The following is a 14,864-nucleotide window of genomic DNA, read 5'->3' on the forward strand; positions in this document are numbered from 1 at the left end:
CGCAACCAATCAAATTTGATGAAATAAAGCAGTACGGTGACGCGGGGTGGAGCAGCCTGGTAGCTCGTCGGGCTCATAACCCGAAGGTCGTCGGTTCAAATCCGGCCCCCGCAACCAATTATTGAACACCCTAACGGGTGTTTTTTTGTTTCTGGTCTCCCATAAAAAAGCGCCATTCAGCGCCTTTTTATCATCCCCTTCTCGCCAGCGTCGCCCCATCGGCAAAATACGCTTTAATTCCCGCAAGAATAGACTCCGCAACTTCCTGCTGGAAAGTCGCCGTTTTCAGTTTACGCTCTTCCTCAACGTTACTGATAAACGCCGTTTCGACCAGAATGGAGGGAATATCTGGTGCCTTTAGTACGGCAAACCCGGCCTGTTCAACTTGATTTTTATGCAGCTTGTTGATTTTACCGAGCTTATTCAGCACCGCTTTACCAAACTTAAGGCTGTCAGCAATGGTCAGCGACTGCACCATATCGAACATGGTGTGGTCGACATAGCGGTCACCGCTTTTGCTCACGCCACCAATCAAGTCGGAGGCGTTCTGGGTTTGTGCCAGATATTTTGCCGCAGTACTGGTTGCACCTTTGGTTGAGAGCGCAAACACCGAGGAACCGCTCGGCTGGCGACTGGTAAAGGCGTCGGCATGGATAGAGACAAACAGGTCAGCACGCTGTTTCTGGGCTTTTGCTACGCGCACTTGCAACGGAATGAAGATGTCTTCATTGCGCGTCATGTACACCTTCATATTGCCCTCTTTCTCGATCAGAGAGCGCAAACGGCGAGCTATTTGCAATACCACGTCTTTTTCGCGCGTTTTGTATTTCCCCACCGCACCGGAGTCTTCGCCACCGTGGCCAGGGTCAAGCATAATGACAATCGGACGATCGCGCCCTGCTTTACCTGGTTGTGGACCACTTTGCGCTGGCGGCACCTGCTTTTCGAGGTCGCCTTTGTTGTAATCCTCCAGCAGCGCCAGCAGCGGGTCCTGCATATCCTGTGCATTGGCCGGATAGAGGTCCATCACCAGACGCTCTTTAAACCCGGCGACCGGCGCAAGGGCAAACAGCTGCGGTTTTACGTTTTGCTTTAATTCAAAAACCATCCGTACGGTTTGCGGGTCAAATTGCCCGACGCGCGCCGACTTGATGAACGGGTCGTCTGCACGAATTTGTGCCGCCATCCCCTTGAGTACCGAGTTCAGGTTTACATCTTCGATATCCACCACCACGCGTTCCGGGTTACTCAACGCGAACTGCTTATATTTCAGCTGACGATTTGATTCTACCGTCACACGGGTGTAGCTGGACGCAGGCCAGACGCGCACCGCCACGACCTGGCTGACCGCAGCCAGACTGACCTGACTTACGCTCAATAGCCACATGGCACCCGCGCCTTGCAGTAAACGACGACGGCTGATTGCAGTGTTGGATCCTGACATGCCTCTCCCGAGCAAAAGAAATCTAAGCTGTGTAACAAGTAAACGACTAATTTGACCGGAAACTTTAGCGAAAGACGCATAATCTGTCATCTAATAAACGGTAAACATTCTTTTTATATTCACGGCATTACTGATAAAAAAGTCGCTCTCGCATAAAATTTACACTTGCACCCTGCGAAAAAACAGAATAAAAATACACTAATTTCGAATAATCATGCAAAGAGGTGTGCCGTGGTAAAGGAACGTAAAACCGAGTTGGTCGAGGGATTCCGCCATTCGGTTCCCTATATCAATACCCACCGGGGAAAAACGTTTGTCATCATGCTCGGCGGTGAAGCCATTGAGCATGAGAATTTCTCCAGTATCGTTAATGATATCGGGTTGTTGCACAGCCTCGGCATCCGTCTGGTGGTGGTCTATGGCGCACGTCCGCAGATCGACGCAAATCTGGCCGCGCATCACCACGAACCGCTGTATCACAAGAATATACGTGTGACCGACGCCAAAACACTGGAACTGGTGAAGCAGGCTGCGGGAACATTGCAACTGGACATCACTGCTCGCCTGTCGATGAGTCTCAATAACACGCCGCTACAGGGCGCGCATATCAACGTCGTCAGTGGCAATTTTATTATTGCCCAGCCGCTGGGCGTCGATGACGGCGTGGATTACTGCCATAGCGGGCGTATCCGGCGGATTGATGAAGACGCGATCCATCGTCAACTGGACAGCGGTGCAATAGTGCTAATGGGGCCGGTCGCTGTTTCAGTCACTGGCGAGAGCTTTAATCTGACCTCGGAAGAGATTGCCACTCAACTGGCCATCAAACTGAAAGCTGAAAAGATGATTGGTTTTTGCTCTTCCCAAGGCGTCACTAATGACGACGGTGATATTGTCTCCGAACTTTTCCCTAACGAAGCGCAAGCACGGGTAGAAGCCCAGGAAGAGAAAGGCGATTACAACTCCGGTACGGTGCGCTTTTTGCGTGGCGCAGTGAAAGCCTGCCGCAGCGGCGTGCGTCGCTGTCATTTAATCAGTTATCAGGAAGATGGCGCGCTGTTGCAAGAGTTGTTCTCACGCGACGGTATCGGTACGCAGATTGTGATGGAAAGCGCCGAGCAGATTCGTCGCGCAACAATCAACGATATTGGCGGTATTCTGGAGTTGATTCGCCCGCTGGAGCAGCAAGGTATTCTGGTGCGCCGTTCTCGCGAGCAGCTGGAGATGGAAATCGATAAATTCACCATTATTCAGCGCGATAACACGACTATTGCCTGCGCCGCGCTCTATCCGTTCCCGGAAGAGAAGATTGGGGAAATGGCCTGTGTGGCAGTTCACCCGGATTACCGCAGCTCATCACGGGGCGAGGTTCTGCTGGAACGCATTGCCGCTCAGGCGAAGCAGAGCGGCTTAAGCAAATTGTTTGTGCTGACCACGCGCAGTATTCACTGGTTCCAGGAACGTGGATTTACCCCGGTGGATATTGATTTACTGCCCGAGAGCAAAAAGCAGTTGTACAACTACCAGCGTAAATCCAAAGTGTTGATGGCGGATTTAGGGTAAGCGATGAAAATTGTCGGATGCGACATGCGTAACACTCGTGCGTCGCATCCGGCAATTACGTTTATTCCCGCGAACTAAACAACGCCGCCAGACCACTGCGCCGCTCAGTACGAGTGGCGATTGCCGCACTTAATATACGCTCATCGGCATACAGCGACAGACGGCGACGCGCGCGGGTCACCGCGGTGTATACCAGCTCTCGCGTTACTACCGGCGTGCGTTGGCTCGGTAAAATCAACGCCGCATGGTCGAACTCCGATCCCTGCGATTTATGTACCGTCATCGCCCACGTAGTTTCGTGCTCTGGCAAGCGACTCGGTTGCACAGACTTAATATTGCCGTCCGGCATCGCAAACCAGACGCGCGTCCCCTGCCCGCGATCCAGCGCAATACCGATATCGCCATTAAACAACCCAAGCGCGCTGTCATTACGGGCAATCATCACCGGTCGACCTTCGTACCAACGAGAGTGCGGATGACGATGAATTTTGCGCTTCTGTTGCATAAACTGCTCAATTCGCTCATTCAGTCCGGCCACGCCAAACGGCCCTTCCCGCAGGGCGCACAAAAGCTGGTACTCATTAAACGCCTGAATGATTAAATCAGGCTCGGCACGCGCTTGCAGCAGATCCAGATACCGTCCGTAGCCCGCAAGAGCTTCCTCAAGCATCGCAATATAATCTTCTCCGCTCTGTAAAAGCCGTTTTTCGATATCATTAAAATCCTGCTGAAAAACGGTTTTCACTGCCGTTTTATCACCACGGTTGATCGCCGCAGCTAACTGACCAATGCCAGAATCACTGCCGAAACGATAGCTTTTTTGCAGCAGGCAGAGACTGTCGCGCAAAGATGCCGCTTCTGTGCCAGTTCCTGCCGGAACGTGAGTTCCCGTCAGGCGGCTCAACTGCCCGGCACGCTCGGCGGTAAAACCCGCGTTGGCATAAGCGCAGATATCGCCCAGCACAGCCCCAGCCTCAACCGAGGCCAGTTGATCACGATCGCCGAGAAAGATCACTCGCGCATGATCGGGCAAGGCGTCGATCAGTCTCGACATCATAGGCAGATCGATCATTGACGCTTCATCTACCACCAGCACATCAAGATGCAGCGGGTTACCGGCATGATGACGTAAACGCTGGCTCCCCGGCTGCGCACCCAGCAATCGGTGCAAAGTGCTGGCATCTTCCGGAATGCGTTTCTTTTGTTCATCGGTCAGCGGTAACTGCCGCAAAGCCTTGCCGAGAGATTCGGTTAAGCGCGCGGCAGCTTTACCCGTTGGTGCAGCCAGACGGATACGGCAGCGTTCGCCGTCTGCCATTTGAATTAACGCTGCCAGCAACTTCGCTACGGTGGTCGTTTTACCGGTGCCAGGGCCGCCGGAAATCACCGAGATCCGCCGCGTCAGCGCCACTGCCGCTGCAACTTTTTGCCAGTTAATTTCATCGCTTACTGGAAAAAGTTTGTCCAGGGTTTGCGCCAGTAGAGCTTCATCAACCTCAATGGCATGATTCACCTCATTGAAGAAGCGCGCTACCGTCCGCTCGTTACACCACATGCGATTCAAATAAAGACGATCGCCACAGAGGATCATCGGCGTGGGTTCATCTCCCCTGCTGACCGCTTGAGAAGCCAGCAAGCATTCTTCCCAATTTTGTAGCTCACCGATTTCACTGACACAGGTCGCCAACAGCGGATGCGACGCCTCGTTATTTTCCAGTCGTGAAAGCGGCAAACAGACGTGTCCCTCTCCGGCATCATGACTTAACAGTGCCGCCGCGAGGGTGACGGCAGGATGTTCATCTCCCGCCACGGTCAGGGCAAATTGCACATCCAGCGGGCGTAGCTGTTTGTGCTCCACAGCTTCCAGTAATTGCTTTTGCAATTTCATTACGCCTCCTCCAGGGTCATACCGGCAAACATCTCATCCATCAGGGCAATCAACCCGGCGTTGGGTCGGGTTGTGTAAATCCCTTGTTGCGGATGTTCTTTATCAACGCCACGCAGGAACAGATAGATAACGCCGCCAAAGTGACGATCATAGTCGTAATCAGCAATGCGATGGCGCAGATAACGATGCAGCGCCAGGGTATAAAGCTGATATTGCAGATCATAGCGGTGTGCCTGCATCGCCGCTGCCATAGCCTGTTGGGTGTAAGCCGAACTGTCTTCACCCAGCCAGTTGGATTTATAGTCGAGCAGGTAATAACGCCCTTCGTGGCGGAATACCAGGTCGATAAAGCCTTTTAACATGCCGCGTACCTGCATGAACTCCAGCGGCGGGCAGCCAGCGGATAGCGGATCAAACTGGCGAATTAGTGCATCAAGCTGGCTGGCGATGAGCGGTTCACTAATCGGCAGGTAAAACTCCATCTCCACCTGTTTATCGCGGTCGGAAAGCTGATTCAGGCTAACACCCGTTTCATTGAGAGGTGCCTGGAGGACAGCCGTGATCCACTCGGTCAACACTGGTTCCCACTGCGATTCAAAGCCGCCGAGTTCCAGTTTTTCCTGTACCCAGTTCGGGTCAACCGGCTGGGTAAAATCGAGGTCTTCAAACAAACTGTGCAAGAATGTCCCTGGTGACGCACCGCGCGGGAACTGATGCGGTGTTAACGTCGGTTCTTCAACGACGCTGACCACGCCTGCGGCATCAACATCCAGCCGTGGCATCAGATCCTGAGCGATACCGTGACCACGCTGCTGCAAACCGGAGTAGCTGGTGACACGCCAGTTATCGCCGGGCAATCGTTGTAGCGTCCTCGCATTCAGTTCTGCAGTTAAAGCATCATTAACCTGCCAGGGCTGTTTATCACCCGTTTGTGCCGTTTGCCAGGCAATATCATCATCGCATAACGCTTCAATACAGGTGCGAAGCCCTGCCGCATCTTGCGGTTCCCCTTTTTGCAGCAAACGCCCGAGCGCACTTTGGTGGACGTCGGTGTCACCTTTTTTATCGCCACGACGGCGCACCAGCGGTGCAACGCCGAGACTGCAATGCCAAACCGAACGTGTCAGCGCCACGTAAAGCAAACGCAGATCTTCCGCCAGACGTTCGGCCTCCGCGAGGTCGACGCTTTCTGGCGCAGCATTAAGATCCAGAACTGCCTCAAACGAGTGGCGATCGTGATAAAACGCCTGATCCTGGACGCGGAAATTGGTGATAAACGGCAGCCAGACCAATGGATATTCCAGCCCTTTCGATTTGTGGATCGTGACAATCTGCACCAGATGTTTATCACTTTCGAGACGCATTTGTTGGCTGGAGGCATTACTGTCTGGCTCGAGGATATGTTGCGATAACCAGCGTACCAGCGCATGTTCACTTTCCAGCTGCGTTCCGGCTTCTTGTAGCAGTTCGCTGATATGCAAGATATCGGTAAGTCGCCGCTCACCGCCTGCCGTTGCCAGCAAGTTTTCTGCAATGTTACGCGCCGACATCAGCGCCCGCAGCATCGGCATAACGCCACGTTTGCGCCAGATTTGCCGATAACCATCGAACTCTTCAACTACCGCATCCCACGCATGTTCGTCATTATTCAGCGTTTCGATATCCAGCGCGTTCAGCCCCATCATTGACGTTGCCAGCGCACTACGCAGGGTGTTCTCACGTTCGGGCGTCATCACCGCCTGCAACAACCAAAGCATTTCCTGCGCTTCCAGAGTTTCAAAAACACTGTCGCGGTTCGAAAGGTAAACGGAAGGGATTTCCAGCAACGTTAAGGCGTCGCGCACCTGGGCGGCCTCCTGGCGGCTGCGCACCAGCACACTGATGTCCGAAGCACGCACCGGACGCGCGTCGTCGCCGTTCATCAGCAACGCTTCGCCCCGCTGTCCGGCTTGTAGCCAGTCGCGGATTTGCGCAGCACATACCTGCGCCATGGTACTTTGATAGTCGCCAACGCCGCAGCTTTCGCCTTCCATCAGCCACATTTTCATCGCAGGCTGCGTTTCACCTTTAAACACAAAACGTAACGCCTGATTTTTCCCGGCTGATTTCACTGGAATAAACGGTATTTCGCGAAACATGAACGCGTCATCAGTCTGGCTGAAAAGCTTGTTCACACTGTTCACCATTCCTGGTGCGGAACGCCAGTTGGTGTCTAAAGTGTAGTGGGCGTGAACTTCGCTACGCGCCTTCATATAAGTGAAGATATCCGCACCCCGGAATGCATATATGGCCTGTTTCGGGTCGCCAATCAGCAACAATGCGGTTTCCGGCTGATGGTGCCAGATACGGCGAAAAATTCGGTACTGCTGGGGGTCGGTATCCTGAAATTCATCAATCATTGCCACCGGGAATCGCGTACGGATCGCCGCTGCCAACACCTCGCCGCTTTCGCTACGCAGCGCGGAATCGAGCCGACTTAACATGTCATCAAAACCCAATTCGCCACGGCGGCGTTTTTCACGCGCTACTGTTTCGCGGATCTCAGCCAATGCGCGGGTTATCACCAGATCACGGATCGACAATGGTTCTGCAAGCAGTTGTTCGATCGCCTCAAACAGTGGATGTCGCGGGGTTTCCCCCCCGGCTTTCGTGCGATCTTCTAAGAAACGCTGAGAGAATTTTTCCAGCGACTCCGGTAACTGATAACTGTTGGTCTCTTCTTCTGCCCAGGCGCTGATCTTCTCGATCCATTTAGCCTGATTGCTACGGTTAAACTTGCGTCGATCAATACCAGAAGATTCGATCAGCGCATCCAGTTCACCCACTGCGTCGCGCCACTGCTGTTTTACCGTATCAATACGCGCCACAATTTGCGCGTGGCGGGAAGCCAGCGTTTCATCATCGGGCGGCGGTGCTTTGATAACCGGTGCTTCGCCTTGCAGATAACGATTAATATCGCGCAGCAACGCCTGCGGCCCTTTCCAGGTTTCAAAGACCACCAGGGCAATTTCACGCGGCAGCGGGTAGCAGTGGCGACGCCAGAAATCGGCGCAGGCCTGGTAGCGTAGCAGAGACTCATCTTCAATCAGCTGCTGCTCAAACAGCATACCGGATTCAAAGGCATTCAGGTTGAGCATGCGCTGGCAAAAACCGTGAATAGTAAAGACTGCCGCTTCATCCATCTGCCGTTCGGCTAACAACAACCACTGCGCGGCTTGCGCTTTATCGTCGATCTCTTCCAGCAGGCGTTCGTACAGTGGATTGTCGGTGGTTTCACGCAGACAGGCGATGCGCAACTCGTGGATATTGCTACGGATACGACCGCGCAATTCTGCCGTGGCAGCCTCGGTAAAGGTGACCACCAGCAGTTCTTCAACGGTCAGCGGGCGGGGAAAGGCGGCGGAACCGCCTAGTCCAAGTAACAGGCGCAAATAGAGCGCCGCAATCGTAAAGGTTTTGCCTGTGCCGGCAGAGGCTTCAATCAGGCGCTCGCCCTGTAAGGGCAAGCGCAAAGGATCTAGTGTCTCGGCGACATCACTCATTCTTTTCACTCATCAGGGGCATTGTTTGCTGCAACGCGCTGACGTTCTCCCACACTTTCCAGCCTTCAGGATGCACATATTCGGCTTTCCCGTTCTGGCTGCCGGAAATCTGCGACAGGATAGCCATGCCTTGCGGCTCGACCACCGCCTGATGGAAGAAATCAGCAAGTTTTTGCGGCGTCAGCAGTTTTATCTGGGCCACGATTTTATCACGCGAATCGAAGCGCATATTGCCGCGATCGAAATCTTTACTTAACTTCGATGCTTCTTCGCCGAGCGTTTGCGGTGCCTGCAGCATCTGGGTAATTACCGCCTGCTGGATTTGCGCAAACTCATCTGGCTTCATCGCTCGCAATTTTGCCTCTGCGGTTGGGAAAAACGCCTTGTAACGCTCCCACAAGAATGAAGGCTGTTTATCATTGCTTTGCAAAAGGAAGCCCATGCCCCACTGACGCCCCACGCTCATTGGAAACGCAAACACGGCATAGCCCAATTGTTCTTCGGTACGCAACTGATTGTAGAACCACGGCTGTACGATCTGCCCCAACAGAGAGCTATAGGCTGAGCTGGTGTATTCATCGTAGCCAGTCGGTACAAATACCGCTGCCAGTGCGGAGTCGGTGCTGTTACCGGCTTTTTCAAAGATGACGGATTGTTTTTTATCGACCACTACATCTTTGTTTCGACACCACTCTGAACCATCAGCGCCCAACTGTTTTTGCACATCGCGTGCCAGCGTTGTTGCCTGGGCCTCGGTCATGTTGCCGATAACCATAAACTCTGGTCGAGCCCCTGATTTTAAGGCGTCGCGATAGGCCAGCACCTCTTTCAACGTAATGGAGGGCAAAATTTTACGCCGTTCATCTCGCGAGAAGTACGGCACTTGCGAGAGCATCTGCGCGGGCATAATCGCCTGCTCAAACGCTTTACCCTTTTCTGCGGAATCCATCATCTGGTTATACCAGGACTTCGCCTGCTCAAGCTGATCTTCCGTAGCGGTATAGCTAAAGTACCCCTCGAGCAATGCCTGGAACAGCTGCGGCAGACGCTGGGTGTAACCATTAGCATTAACCATAAGGCCGTTGTTAGCGTTGGTGGAAAAACTTATGCCACCAACCGACGCCTGGTTGCTTAACTGATCAAGCGCCAGCCCTGCGAGATAATCATTGAGCGCAAACATCACCTGATTGCGGGCGCTGTCCATGGCTTTCGGATTACGCAAAATCAGGCTGACATCAGCTTTGGGTTCGCTGGAAAAATAACGGCTTGGCGCATACACCACGCGCAGATTCGACTCATCAACAATCAGCTCTGGATGGTCATATTTCTTCTCTGACTTAATCAGCGAGAAATCGTCAGGAATATAGGGGTTAAGCTCCGGTAAGGAGAGCGCAATATTGGCAGCTTTTTGCTGCCAGTCAGCGAAAGTTTGTTCGCTGATTTTATCGACCTGATACGGCGCATCGACAAAATAAGCCGTTTTATTGTGCGGCTCTTTCGGGCTGATATACCAGATACGCGCATTCTGCGGCGTCATCATCGCCAGACGTTCTTTTACTGCTTTAGCATCGTACCGATCGGCAATATTGACTGCATCCAGCGTATGCTCAACCGGAACGCGAATCATGGTATCTGCCAGCCATTCGACGTAATCCATATCACGGGTGATCGACGGATAACGGAAGTCGATATCCAGCACATTCGCCAGTTCATCGAAGTATTGTTTATCAATGCCTTTTTCACGTAACAGATTGAGATAGCTAAAAATTGCCGCCACAACCTGATCGCGATTAGCCAGGCCTTTATCGGTTAAAGACGCAGAGATCGCTAATACGCCGCTGTTGCCGTTGACGATAGGATCGGAGTTGGCGCTAATGCCCTCAACTAATCCCTGCTTTTGCAGCCAGTCGGAAAGTGTACCTGGGCTGCGATTACCAATCAGATAGGTAATCAATTCATCCGTTTTACTACGGAACTTCGCTGAGTTGTTATCGATGCGAAACTCAACGCGCAGAACTTTACGCGGCAGTGCCGGGACGTAATGAATGATAATGCCCTTTTGCGCGTCGGTGACTACCGGCACGGTGATTTCCGGTTTTTTGCTCTCTTTGTTCGGCACGCGACCAAAGGTGTCCGCCGCCATTTTTGCCAACTCCGGCAGCGGTTTATTGCTGTAAATAACCGCCTTCATCAGATTGGCGGAATAGTACTTCTCGTGGAAATCTTTCAGCGCCTGCTGCACCGGATTACCAGGTTTATCGCTTAAAGTTTCGAGGTTACCACCAGAAAACTTTGAACCGGGGTGTGCCGGGTTAATGGTTTCTGCGCTGACCTGTGCCATGCGCATCCCGTCACGCGTACGCGCCATGGTTAATTCAGCGTTCACCGCATTACGCTCACGTTCGGCATATTTCTTGTCGAGCAAAGGTTCAGCAATAGCATCGGCCAGGCGGTCTACCGCACCAGGCAAGGCGTCGTTCTCAACTTCCAGATAGAAAGCCGTGCGATACGGCGCAGTGCTGGCATTGTGACTACCGCCGTGCATTTTGAGATATTCGGCCAGACTGTCAGCCTGCGGGTACTTTTTCGACCCCATCAGACTCATATGTTCAAGGTAATGTGCCAGCCCCTGGTACGCCTCGGGATCTTCCAGCGACCCAACGGGCACCACCAGCGCCGAGAGCGATTTAACTGCCTGCGGATCAGAAACCAGCAAGACCACCATACCGTTATCCAGACGTATAGCCTGATACTGGCGGTTATCTTTATCACTTTTACGGATGGTTTCCTGAATCGGCTGCCATCCCGTTTCTGCCTGACTTAAGGGTGCCCAAAGGGCAACAAACAACAATAATGCTTTGAACCAGGTGCTGCGGGGCATTCACGGACCTCATAATCAACTTTATTTTCTGGCCAGATTCAACAGGTTAACGCAAATCATCTGCCAGAATTTAATCTTGTGCTGCACGAGTCAGCCTATGTCTATATATCCATCAGTCCGTGACTGGTGCGCATCATAAAGTAAGCGGATAGATTGCGCAATTTTTATACAGCACTCATGACTGATTAAAGCGAAACAGCGGTAACAGGAAACGTTGCGACTGTTCAACGATGGCCTCCATTGTCTCTGGTGTTAATTGCCGCCAGAGCCTTTGATACCAGATATCATCACCTTCGCCACGCACCATCATGTTGCCTTCGTAAGCCTGAAGGAATTTCGTACGGGCTTTTTGCAACGTGGAATCGTCATCCAGCATGGCATCGTTTTGCGCGTCATAACAGGTTTTTAGCCACGCGCCGCCACTTTCAGGTAACACCAGCAATGGCGCGGACATCCCTTCACGATACCCCTCAATCAGTTGTGAGAGGTAATGCAAAGCCTGTTCGGCTGCAAGCGGCGGAAAACGCCACTCGCCGTCTTTGCGTAGAAAAAGGCGACTTTCACCATTACCACCGCTGGCACAGTAGACAAGGTGTTCCAGCCAAAGTTGCATTCCCTGCGCCACACTTAATAAAGAGGGACGCCAGCGCAACAGGCCATCCGGCTGCACCTGCGGCAACCAGCCAGTTATCTGCACACCGTTGCAGGCGAGATCAATTTCCATACTCTGCCCCGGCTGGCGACAGGCAATGACTCTGTCGGCAAGCTGCTGCATCTCCTGGCACTGTGTTTCCCAGAAAATTTCACCAAAAGCGCCATACGGTAAATCCCCTGCCGCCCGGAAGCGGCGGAACAAGCGTTCGGCATCATCCTGCTCAACCAGTGCATTCAATAACTGCTGATTGATTTGATAACGGCTAAGCCCTTCCAGAATAAATGGCTCGGTGTCTGGGATTTCGCTGTCTTCAGTACGGAAGTTCACCTGCAAACGCATCTGGAAGAACGCCCGCACCGGATGTGCCCAGAATCGTTGTAGCGTTTCCAGCGGCACGGTTTCCGGTAAGGTAAACGGCAGCGGCTGAACAAATTCAGAATGTGCTTTACCAGCCTGGCTGGCCGCAGGTAGCCATTCACGAGCATAGCTTTGTCGTTCGCCTGGCTGGTAGTTTTGCGGATCAAACGGCATCCGGGTATGGAGGCAAGTAAGATGCGCTTTTACCCTTGCCTCGCTTTCATCACAGTTGAGCGCTTCATCGCCCGGTAGATAATGACTTTGCCCGATGTAGTCGATCAGTTCCTGCACCAGTACCGACGGGAAACGTTCACTGTTATCCTGAATGGAACGCCCGATATAGCTGATATAGAGTTTTTGCTGCGCGGAAATTAACGCTTCCAGGAACAGGTAGCGGTCGTCATCGCGACGGCTACGGTCGCCACGCTTCGGTTTCTGGCTCATCAGGTCAAAGCCCAATGGCGCAAGCTGACGTGGATAAACGCCGTCGTTCATTCCCAGCAGGCAAACCACTTTGAACGGAATTGAACGCATTGGCATCAGAGTACAAATGTTAACCGGTCCGGCGAGAAAACGCTGGCTGATACGTTCTTGATCCAGACGCTGCGCCAGTTCATCACGCAATAGTGACAGCGGCACCGCGTCGCCATACTGCGCACCTAAACCTTCGGCGATAATCGCCTGCCATTGTTGTTCGATCAGCGTCATCGCCGCTTCGGTTTCCGCATCCGGCAGGAAGAAGGCGTTGAGCATATCGCGACAAACCGGCAACCACTCTTCTAGCGGACGCTCCTGTGCCAGCCCGCGACGCCAGATGTTTAGCTGCATTAGCAGTGAAGCCAGATGCCCCACCAGTTCTGCAATTAAGCCGCTCGATTCATCATAAGGTAGAACCGATTGCCACTCGCCCTGCGCGCTCTCCATCGCGTAGCCCAGCAACATACGCGTCAGGCCAAATCGCCAGGTGTGTTGTCCGGTGGCGGGGAGTTCCAGCTCGCGAACGTTGTCGTCATCTATCCCCCAACGAATGCCGGATTCGTTGACCCACTGGCGTAAATAACGCAGCCCTTCTTCGGTGATGTCAAACCGCGCCGCCAGCACCGGCACATCCAGTAATGCCAGCACGTCTTCCGACACAAAGCGGCTGTCTGGCAACGATAACAGGCTGATAAACGCTTCCAGTACCGGATGCGACTGCCGCGCCCGACGGTCGGAAATGGCGTAAGGCAGGTAACGATCCGCAGGTGCGCTACCAAACACAGCCTGAATAAACGGACTGTAGCTGTCGATATCAGCCACCATCACGATGATGTCGCGCGGAGTAAGTGTCGGGTCTTCTTCCAGCATCGCCAGCAGGCGATCGTGCAAAACTTCAACTTCACGCTGCGGGCTATGGCAAACGTGGAAGGTGATACTGCTATCCAGTGGATCAAGCGGGCGTTTGTTATCGCTACGGGAAAACTCTTCGATGTTCACACCAGCAACGGCACGGTTTTCCAGTTCCAGAATGTCAGACTGAATGTTATGCAGCAGGTTATCTGGCGTGACATCGACAAAGGCGTCCAGCTCCTGGCTGCTCTCCAGGTCAGAAAGGAGATAAATGTAGTCGCGCCCAAGCTTACCCCATGAAGCCAGCAGCGGGTTGCCGACATCCTGTTCACCATCGCTGTTAAAGAGCTGCCCGGCATTTTCGCTATCACGAAATAGCGGCAATTCGCGATCTTCAAAACTGTGTCGACGCTGACGGGTCAGCAGTTTCGCCAGATAAGCAGGATCTTTAATATCGCCCCAGTAATAACGGCAGGGGTTGGTAAACAGGAGATGGATTTCAATATGTTTACCCAGCGCCTGGAGCGCCTGGAGATAAACAGGCGGTAACGCGGAAATACCGCATATAAAGACGCGCGAAGGTAACCCCGGCGGGCAGGTCGTCGCGGACTCCAGCGTTTCGATAAAGCGCTGATAGAGATTGGCGCGGTGCCAACGCGGTTGTCCGAGTTCATGGGTATATTCCACCAGCGCCTTCCACAACGGCGCTTGCCAGGCCTGTGCTTCTCCCAGCCCTTCAACCAAATGTCCTGTTTCCCACTGTGCCAGCCACTCCGGGCGATAGACCAGATACTGGTCAAACAGGTCCGCCGCTTTTGAGGAAAGCTGGAACAGTTTTCGCTTGTCGCTATCGTCAGTCAGATAATGCCGCAACAGGGTAAAGTCTTCGCGATCCAGCAATTGCGGCAGCAGAGTCATCAGTTTCCAGCTCATGCTCTGTTTGTTAAAGGCGCTCTCTTTGGGGATCTCCGGTAACACCCGGACGAACATATCCCAGATAAAGCTCGCTGGCAGCGGAAAATCAATGTTTGCCGCAATACCAAACTTTTGCGACAGGGTCATTTGCAGCCACTGCGCCATACCGGTACTTTGCACCAGAATCATCTCTGGTTCGAAAGGATCGTCCAGCCGTTCGCGTTCGACAATAAACTCCATCAACGCTTCCAGCACGTCCAGACGATTGGAATGGTAGACCCTTAACATAG

The 14,864-nt window shown here is 53.1% G+C and carries 6 protein-coding genes and 1 tRNA gene; 2 read left to right on the forward strand and 5 right to left on the reverse strand.

All coding sequences use genetic code 11. The annotated features are described in order from the left end of the window. Nucleotides 1–40: 40 nt before the first annotated feature. A tRNA-Met gene (locus E0D98_RS06345) sits at nucleotides 41–117 on the forward strand. Between the two features lie 73 nt (nucleotides 118–190). On the opposite strand, the gene amiC is transcribed toward E0D98_RS06345, so the two are convergent. After that, nucleotides 191–1,444 (reverse strand): N-acetylmuramoyl-L-alanine amidase AmiC, encoded by a 1,254-nt coding sequence (gene amiC, locus E0D98_RS06350; RefSeq protein WP_000016907.1) that lies wholly within the window; start codon nucleotides 1,442–1,444, stop codon nucleotides 191–193. A gap of 231 nt (nucleotides 1,445–1,675) precedes the next feature. On the opposite strand from amiC, the gene argA reads away from it, so the two are divergent. Next, nucleotides 1,676–3,007, forward strand: a complete 1,332-nt coding sequence (gene argA / locus E0D98_RS06355; protein ID WP_000237947.1) for an amino-acid N-acetyltransferase — start codon at nucleotides 1,676–1,678, stop codon at nucleotides 3,005–3,007. Nucleotides 3,008–3,068: 61 nt separating this feature from the next. On the opposite strand, the gene recD is transcribed toward argA, so the two are convergent. The 4 genes from recD to recC form a co-directional block, all read right to left on the reverse strand. After that, nucleotides 3,069–4,895, reverse strand: coding sequence for an exodeoxyribonuclease V subunit alpha (recD, locus tag E0D98_RS06360; RefSeq protein ID WP_000775942.1), 1,827 nt, complete (start codon nucleotides 4,893–4,895; stop codon nucleotides 3,069–3,071). Further along, nucleotides 4,895–8,437, reverse strand: a complete 3,543-nt coding sequence (recB, locus tag E0D98_RS06365) for an exodeoxyribonuclease V subunit beta (RefSeq protein ID WP_047086832.1) — start codon at nucleotides 8,435–8,437, stop codon at nucleotides 4,895–4,897. Before recB ends, recD begins: the two co-directional genes overlap by 1 nt. Then, complete coding sequence (gene ptrA / locus E0D98_RS06370) at nucleotides 8,430–11,318, reverse strand: pitrilysin (RefSeq protein WP_001138163.1); 2,889 nt, start codon at nucleotides 11,316–11,318, stop codon at nucleotides 8,430–8,432. Before ptrA ends, recB begins: the two co-directional genes overlap by 8 nt. Before the next feature lie 175 nt (nucleotides 11,319–11,493). Beyond that, entirely contained in the window at nucleotides 11,494–14,862 is a 3,369-nt protein-coding gene (recC, locus tag E0D98_RS06375) for an exodeoxyribonuclease V subunit gamma (RefSeq protein ID WP_000946867.1), read from the reverse strand. Between the last annotated feature and the right edge of the window lie 2 nt (nucleotides 14,863–14,864).

This window comes from Escherichia sp. KCJ4928 (assembly GCF_004352695.1).
Classification (GTDB): domain Bacteria; phylum Pseudomonadota; class Gammaproteobacteria; order Enterobacterales; family Enterobacteriaceae; genus ECMA0423.

Coding starts and splice junctions, on each gene's coding strand:
- amiC (WP_000016907.1), bottom strand. CDS start 1,444: ATGTCAGGATCCAACACTGCAATCAGCCGTCGTCGTTTACTGCAAGGC.
- recD (WP_000775942.1), bottom strand. CDS start 4,895: ATGAAATTGCAAAAGCAATTACTGGAAGCTGTGGAGCACAAACAGCTA.
- recB (WP_047086832.1), bottom strand. CDS start 8,437: ATGAGTGATGTCGCCGAGACACTAGATCCTTTGCGCTTGCCCTTACAG.
- ptrA (WP_001138163.1), bottom strand. CDS start 11,318: ATGCCCCGCAGCACCTGGTTCAAAGCATTATTGTTGTTTGTTGCCCTT.
- recC (WP_000946867.1), bottom strand. CDS start 14,862: ATGTTAAGGGTCTACCATTCCAATCGTCTGGACGTGCTGGAAGCGTTG.